The 7,044-nt window shown below is 29.4% G+C and carries 8 protein-coding genes; 6 read left to right on the top strand and 2 right to left on the bottom strand.

From position 1 onward, the window contains the following. Nucleotides 1-268: 268 nt before the first annotated feature. The 4 genes from ES044_RS18935 (at nt 269) to ES044_RS11965 (ending at nt 3,842) form a co-directional block, all read left to right on the top strand. A complete protein-coding gene (locus ES044_RS18935) occupies nt 269-409 on the top strand; it encodes a hypothetical protein (RefSeq protein ID WP_223269110.1) in 141 nt (46 codons plus the stop codon). Between the two features lie 685 nt (nt 410-1,094). Beyond that, a complete protein-coding gene (locus ES044_RS11975; protein WP_147118058.1) occupies nt 1,095-2,504 on the top strand; it encodes a hypothetical protein in 1,410 nt (469 codons plus the stop codon). Between the two features lie 48 nt (nt 2,505-2,552). Continuing rightward, nucleotides 2,553-3,221, top strand: a complete 669-nt coding sequence (locus tag ES044_RS11970) for a hypothetical protein (protein ID WP_147118057.1) — start codon at nt 2,553-2,555, stop codon at nt 3,219-3,221. 3 nt (nt 3,222-3,224) lie between these two features. Then, nucleotides 3,225-3,842, top strand: coding sequence for a hypothetical protein (locus ES044_RS11965; protein WP_147118056.1), 618 nt, complete (start codon nt 3,225-3,227; stop codon nt 3,840-3,842). Nucleotides 3,843-3,969: 127 nt separating this feature from the next. On the opposite strand, the gene ES044_RS11960 is transcribed toward ES044_RS11965, so the two are convergent. Together ES044_RS11960 and ES044_RS11955 are read right to left on the bottom strand one after the other, a co-directional pair. Beyond that, nucleotides 3,970-4,605, bottom strand: coding sequence for a viroplasmin family protein (locus tag ES044_RS11960; protein ID WP_147118055.1), 636 nt, complete (start codon nt 4,603-4,605; stop codon nt 3,970-3,972). A gap of 191 nt (nt 4,606-4,796) precedes the next feature. After that, complete coding sequence (locus ES044_RS11955; RefSeq protein ID WP_147118054.1) at nt 4,797-5,372, bottom strand: phosphoribosylglycinamide formyltransferase; 576 nt, start codon at nt 5,370-5,372, stop codon at nt 4,797-4,799. A gap of 173 nt (nt 5,373-5,545) precedes the next feature. Between ES044_RS11955 and ES044_RS11950 the strand changes: the two genes are divergently transcribed. Together ES044_RS11950 and fabF are read left to right on the top strand one after the other, a co-directional pair. Beyond that, nucleotides 5,546-5,782, top strand: coding sequence for an acyl carrier protein (locus tag ES044_RS11950; RefSeq protein WP_004569249.1), 237 nt, complete (start codon nt 5,546-5,548; stop codon nt 5,780-5,782). A gap of 7 nt (nt 5,783-5,789) precedes the next feature. Further along, entirely contained in the window at nt 5,790-7,043 is a 1,254-nt protein-coding gene (fabF, locus tag ES044_RS11945; RefSeq protein WP_147118053.1) for a beta-ketoacyl-ACP synthase II, read from the top strand. Nucleotide 7,044: the final 1 nt, after the last annotated feature.

Here is a 7,044-nt window from a genome sequence, read left to right as displayed (position 1 = left end):
GATATAAAATTTAATCCGCCGTAAGCACTAATATTTTCTGTAGTTGTTGTAATTTTCACCTGTCAGGGTTTTCACCCAAGTTGGTGAAAATTATTGAGATGGAAAAGTCTTGTAACTACTATTTTTACAGGACTTTCCGTTTCTTTTGAATTGAGACCTGCGGAGTTAAGATTATAGACAAAGTAAGTATCAAAATAAAACATTAGGTCAAAAAAACACCTACGAAATTGCCAATGCAACTTTATCTTACAAAGGCGAAAATTCTGCCTTGAGTTATAAAATTACTGCTCAAAATATGTTTAATGCACAATTTAAACAAAGCAACAGTTTTTCAGACTTTTTAATTTCAGATCGTAAAACTTTTATTTTACCAAGAATTGTGATGTTAAGTATTGGGTATAATCTTTAAAGTTGGTAGTAGTAGTTTTCAGTCTCAATTTAAGTTGATAGAATTAGTTTTAAATCTGTGGTTAACTAAATACTGCTGTTGTAAACTACCTACTTATTTTCTCCCCAAGTTTTCGTTTCCAATTTTAAGATTAGGGAATTATTTTTTTTGATAATTCTACACTAAAATGAGATTAATATAGCATATAATTTAAAGAATAGATAAATTATTTTTTAATTAAAGTAATAATATTTAAAAAACTTGCATAATTCATTTTTTTTTTTTTTACATTTGAGAAAACCTACTGAAAATTCTTTTCAATAGTTCATAAAAACTGAAGTCCCCCTGAAATAGAGTTTTAAAATTTCAGCACTTCTCTTATTTATTTATCAATTTTAGCTTTAGTTAAAAGCTAAAGCATATTGTTATAGTATTATAAATTATAAAAATAAAGTAAAATAAAAACCTCTGATTGAGTTAATAAGGAATATAAAAATTTTGCAAATAAATGTATAACCTAAAACAAATGCTTATGTAAAATAAACAACGACAAACAGAGGAAGTATCACAAAAGTAATATTTTTTCTGAAAGGTTTTCTGAAAGGTTTTGGTAATTTTTTCTTAAAATAAAACATCCAAAAAAAACAAAATTTTAAAGTACTTGATGATAGATAAATGTCAAGTACACCTTAAAAACAGATTAAATATGAAAAATTATATTTACAAATTATTATTACTAATCCTTATAGTAGGCTGTTCTAAAGAAGATGAAATAACTTTAGAACCTATAAATAGCGATTTAACTGACCAACAAATTTTATTGAAAGAAACATCTAAATTGTTGGGAAAAACTTTAACAGACGTAAATGCGTTGAATCATTTAAAAGAAATCTTAAAAGCTAAAGATTTAGATGAAGATCAACAAATTATAAGTTTTGGACTTCTTTTTGGAGATAATAAAGGATTAAGAAAAAAAGAAAGCAGTTTACAAAAAAAATACAAACAAAAATCTATTACATATAATTTTAAAGAAGCTTTTACAAAAACTTACGAGAAAAACAAAGAAGAATTTTCTACTATTGGTAATTTAATTAAATCTAAAACATCTGCGAAAACCAATTCTGCTTCAAGTTCTTCAAAAAGTTTAGTAAATCTTTTAGAAGACGAAAATCTTCAGATCTATTTTCCTTATGATCCAGAATTTGAAGATGATGATAAATCAATAAATGAATTTGGTGTTACATTTAATCCTTTAGAATTAGTTGATACTAATATTTCTTGGAATTATACTGTTGATAATGAAGAGGTATCTTATACAAGTGTTATTGATAATGATTATTTAGATGATAATCCAGTTTTTGTTGTAGGGAAAATAGAACCTTGTGATCTTAATGACCAAATAGGAGTTCCTGCAAAACTGTGTAGTTATGTAGAGTTAAAAGAATCTAATTTTGTACCAGATCCTTTACCTGTTGGTCCTGTTTTATTAACCTATAGTGTAAATCACAATGAAATACCTGAAACAGATATTATAAGTACAAATATACCTAGAATAAAAGTTAATGGAACTAGCTATATGGGCTTTGGTGGTACTCGTCAAAAATTAAAATTCTTTAGAGCTACAAGTGATGGTAGTGATATAAAACAAAACTCCGATGGTAGTATTACTGCAGGTACATTTGATTATGAATTAGGTTATATTAGTATTAAAAGAAAATTTTTAAAAAGAAAGTTAAGATGGTTAAATCTTAATTTTCAATTAGATCCAGACTGGAATATGTCAGAAAATACACAATCTATGGCTGTTTTTTCAATCCATCATTTTTCAACAGATGCTTCTTATGAATTAAAAGGAAAATCTGGATTTAAAATTGATCCTATAAAAGGGATAGTTCCGAGTGCAGAAATAAGTGGTGAGGGTAAAGTTAAAATATCTGTGGGTAATGCAAAATTTAGAGCGAATGTAGAATTATCTAGAAGACAGGTTTTATCCACAATTACTGGCCCTGGTATTACAGGGAGACAAGAATTATTCGATGGTATAAACTATAATATTAAAAAAATTGGTGTTATTGATTATTATTTAGAACACTACTACACAGATTTAACAGATTAAAAATAAAAACATCAGGATTAAAATCCTGATGTTTTAAATAAAAAAAATATGAAAAAAATTATAGTTATTTTACTATTATTGACTTTTAGTTTTTATCAAGCCCAAAACAAGCAAGAACTATTTTTATCAGTAGGGAAACCAACTTTCGAGGATAAATGGATAAATAAAAAAAATTTTTCTATTGGTACACATTACCTTCATAAAACCTTTAAAAGTTTTAGTTTTGAAGGGTATTTAGAGTATGCACAAAGTAATAATTTACCAAGTTTTTTAGATAATCCATTAAGTTTAGATAAATTTATAAAAAATCAAACAACAGCTAGTATTAGAGAAAACACATTATGGTCAAAAATTAATTATGTTGCTTTTGGGACTAAAGTTCATTATACATTTATAAATACTGATAATTTCTTTTTTTCCTTTTTTGGAGGTTTAGGATATCAATTTTCTAATTCAGAAATTTTTACTTTAAGTAGATTTGGTTTTATTCAGGATACTGGAGAAATAACCGAATTTGATAGTTCTATTCGTAAAGAAAGTGAAAAATCTTTTTTTACTACTATTGGTTTGCGTTTTAGTTATGCTATTCAAAAAAAATATACACTTGGCCTTGTTGCCAATCTACATAGGCCAATAATAAGTGAGGCTGCATTAGTTAATGCTCCTCTTATAACAACCAATTATAATCTAGGTATTACACTAGGAAAACAATTTTAAATTATGAAAAAATATACGCTTTTACTACTCTTACTGGTTACTTATGCTTTATTTTCTCAAGAAAAGGAATCTAAATTATCCGTTAACTTTTCTTACGGGTTATCAATTATAGATTATACAAATTCTTTTGATGATTTTATCAATTTAGAAATACCAACTACAGGAAGTTTTATTGATATAAATTTAGATTATAAAATTGCTGAAAATAAATATTTGGGTGTTGGTTTTTCAAGACAACAACATTCCATGAATCTAAACCAAGGAGCTTTACTAAATACAGACACTTTTTTGGTTTTAGATAATTATAGAAATATTCATCAAAAAGATTATGTAGATGTGCATTTTAGAACCGAATTTTCTAACAATCTTAATTTTAATATGGGTATCTTTTATTTCTTTGATTATATAAATATGCCAGATTTTTTTATAGACAATGCTGAAAATTATGCTATACTTTTTAATGATGAAAATAGGAGTGATAATCTAGGGCTTTTTATAGCAACAGGTTACTTTTTTCAATTAAATGATTATGTTAGAGCAGGTGCAAATGCAAAACTATATTATTCGTTAAATGGTATAGAAACAATAGCAATATTGCCAACAATAAATGTTGTTTTTTAATACAATTCTTATTTGTTCTCATAGATAATAATTTGTAAATTCAGTTAATATAAGTGAAACAAATTTAAATTAAGTAAATTTCCACAAACAAGCTAACTCCTTCCCTCCGGGAAGGTTGGGATGGGCTTTACTTCCTCCCAAAATCCGCAGGAATTTCTCCCCAAGCTTTGGTTTCCCATTTCAAAATAGGATTTTTAAAGGTATTTTCTTTTAGCCAGTTTTCAGCTCTTTTTATCAACTCTAATAAATCATTATTTTCATCATTAAAAGATAAATTTGTTTTGCATTTTTTCTGACGAATCCAACTTATGGCAATTTTAGAATCTGAATAAATAGGAAGATTGTGTTGGTTTTTGCTTTTTAATAAAGCGATTCCGTGTACCAAAGCTAAAAATTCTCCAATATTATTGGTACCTCTTTTAAAAGGACCTTTGATAAAAATTTGCTGTTTATTATGTGTTAAAACACCTCTATATTCCATTTTCCCAGGATTGCCAGCGCAAGCGGCATCCACAGAAATACTTTCTAAATTTGGTGTTCCGTATGTTGCTTTTTCTGTAGATGATAACGTAGGTTTTTTAGTGTTTTTTCCTACATAATCTGCGTATTTTTTAGTGATGGCAATTTCCGCTTCGTCTAAATTGGCAAAAGACTTGTATTCTGCGCTTTCAAAACCAGTGATTTGTTTTTTACAGACATTCCAAGAAGTAAAAACACCTGTTTTTCTTCCGTTCCAAACAACATAAAACTTTTTCTTACTCATGGATAGTTATAATTACTTGGCAAATACATTCTTTTTTTTCAAATGCGACTGCGTCTATAAAATTTAGAGTTCTTTGTAAATGATTTTGCTTATTTTAAAATTCCTTATATTTTTATCACTAAAATAAAATTTTAGAAATAAAGCAGAAAATATTTTGCATTTATGGCTATTTTTTACACAATTAATTTTATTTACTGCATTTCTCTCTCTAAAATTATACCTTCAATAACGCTAGGAAAGTGGCGTTGTTCTAAAATATGAATCTTTTTAGCTATTGTTTCTTTGGTATCCTCATCATTTAACGCCGTTTTAGCTTGAAAAATGATCGCACCTTCGTCATAATTAGCATTTACATAATGAATTGTGATGCCAGTTTCTATTTCTTTATTTTCTTTTACAGCTTTGTGAACATGCATTCCGTACATTCCTTTTCCGCCATATTTTGGCAATAATGCGGGGTGTATATTGATGATTTTATTCGGAAAAGCATCAATAATTTTCTGCGGAATTTTCCATAAAAAACCAGCTAAAACAATAAAATCTGCGTTGTTTTTTAAGATATTTAAAACCATATCTGTTGTAGAAAATTCTGTTTTATTAAAGTGTAAACAATTAATTTTTAATTGTTTACATCTTTCAAATACTTTGGCGTGTTCATTGTTGCACAGCACTTGAGTAACTTTAGTAGTTGTAGTTTGACTAAAAAATTTAATAATGTTTTCTGCGTTCGATCCAGAACCAGAAGCAAAAATAACAATACGCTTCATAACCTATATTTCTAGAGTACAAAAAAAAGAATAATAATTAAGAAAACGGGTGATTATTAAAAGGGATTAAACATTTTTAATTATCTTTCGTCATCATTTTCGGAACAAAAGTTAGTTAGAATTAATAAGATTCGTATTTTTGCCCCGATTTAAATTTTAAAAAAACAGAAATTATGTCAGACATTGCATCAAGAGTAAAAGCTATTATCGTAGACAAATTAGGCGTAGACGATAACGAAGTAACCACAGAAGCTAGCTTCACAAACGATTTAGGAGCAGATTCTTTAGATACTGTTGAGTTGATTATGGAATTCGAAAAAGAATTCGATATTCAAATTCCAGATGATCAAGCCGAAAACATCGGAACAGTTGGTCAGGCAGTTAGCTATATTGAAGAAGCAAAAAAGTAATATTTATATGCAATTAAAACGAGTTGTAGTCACTGGACTTGGCGCATTAACGCCAATTGGTAATAATATTGAAGAATATTGGAACGCTTTAGTTAACGGAGTTAGCGGGGCAGCACCTATCACTTACTTTGATGCTGCCAAGTTCAAAACTCGTTTTGCATGTGAATTAAAGGGTTTTACCGCTACTGACTTTATGGACAGGAAAGAGGCGCGTAAAATGGATAGATTTACGCAGTACGCTATGGTAGCTTCTGATGAAGCAATTTTAGATGCTGGTTTAGATTTAGACAAAATTAACAAATTTCGCGTTGGCGTAATTTGGGGAGCAGGAATTGGTGGATTAGAAACCTTTCAGAATGAAGCAATGAATTTTCAGGCTGGAGACGGAACACCAAGATTTAACCCTTTCTTTATCCCAAAAATGATTGCAGATATTGCTCCTGGAAATATTTCCATCAAAAACGGATTTATGGGACCAAATTATACAACTGTTTCTGCATGTGCATCTTCTGCAAATGCAATGATAGATGCGTTAAATTATATAAGATTAGGATATTGCGATGTTATTGTAACGGGTGGCTCTGAAGCTGCAATCGCTTTTGCTGGTGTTGGTGGTTTTAATGCAATGCATGCTTTATCAACGAGAAACGAATCTCCCGAAACTGCTTCAAGACCTTTTGATGCAGAACGTGATGGTTTTGTTTTAGGCGAGGGCGCAGGTGCAATCATTTTAGAAGATTATGAACATGCCAAAGCAAGAGGGGCAAAGATTTATGCAGAGGTAATTGGAGGCGGTATGTCTTCAGATGCTTACCACATGACAGCGCCACATCCAGAAGGTTTAGGTGTTATTGCAGTGATGAAAAACTGTTTAGAAAATTCAGGTATTAAACCAGAAGATGTAGATCATATCAATACACATGGTACTTCTACGCCTTTAGGTGATGTTGCCGAATTAAAAGCAATTTCTGAAGTTTTTGGCGATCATGCTAAAAACATCAATATTAATTCTACAAAATCGATGACAGGGCATTTATTGGGTGCAGCGGGTGCTATAGAATCTATTGCGTCTATTTTGGCAATGAAACACAGTATCGTTCCGCCAACAATAAACCATACAGTGATAGATGAGAATATTAACCCAGCATTAAACCTTACACTAAATAAGGCTCAAAAAAGAGAAATCAAAGTAGCTATTAGTAATACGTTTGGTTTTGGGGGTCATAATGCTTGTGTGGCCTTCAGAAAATTAGAGGAGTAAA

The sequence above is a fragment of the Polaribacter sp. IC066 genome (assembly GCF_007997085.1).
In the GTDB taxonomy this organism is placed as follows: Bacteria; Bacteroidota; Bacteroidia; order Flavobacteriales; family Flavobacteriaceae; genus Polaribacter.
Note: the sequence above shows the minus strand (reverse complement) of the source record. Positions and strands in the feature narration are given on the sequence as shown.

Coding starts and splice junctions, on each gene's coding strand:
- ES044_RS11975 (WP_147118058.1), top strand. CDS start 1,095: ATGAAAAATTATATTTACAAATTATTATTACTAATCCTTATAGTAGGC.
- ES044_RS11970 (WP_147118057.1), top strand. CDS start 2,553: ATGAAAAAAATTATAGTTATTTTACTATTATTGACTTTTAGTTTTTAT.
- ES044_RS11965 (WP_147118056.1), top strand. CDS start 3,225: ATGAAAAAATATACGCTTTTACTACTCTTACTGGTTACTTATGCTTTA.
- ES044_RS11960 (WP_147118055.1), bottom strand. CDS start 4,605: ATGAGTAAGAAAAAGTTTTATGTTGTTTGGAACGGAAGAAAAACAGGT.
- ES044_RS11955 (WP_147118054.1), bottom strand. CDS start 5,372: ATGAAGCGTATTGTTATTTTTGCTTCTGGTTCTGGATCGAACGCAGAA.
- ES044_RS11950 (WP_004569249.1), top strand. CDS start 5,546: ATGTCAGACATTGCATCAAGAGTAAAAGCTATTATCGTAGACAAATTA.
- fabF (WP_147118053.1), top strand. CDS start 5,790: ATGCAATTAAAACGAGTTGTAGTCACTGGACTTGGCGCATTAACGCCA.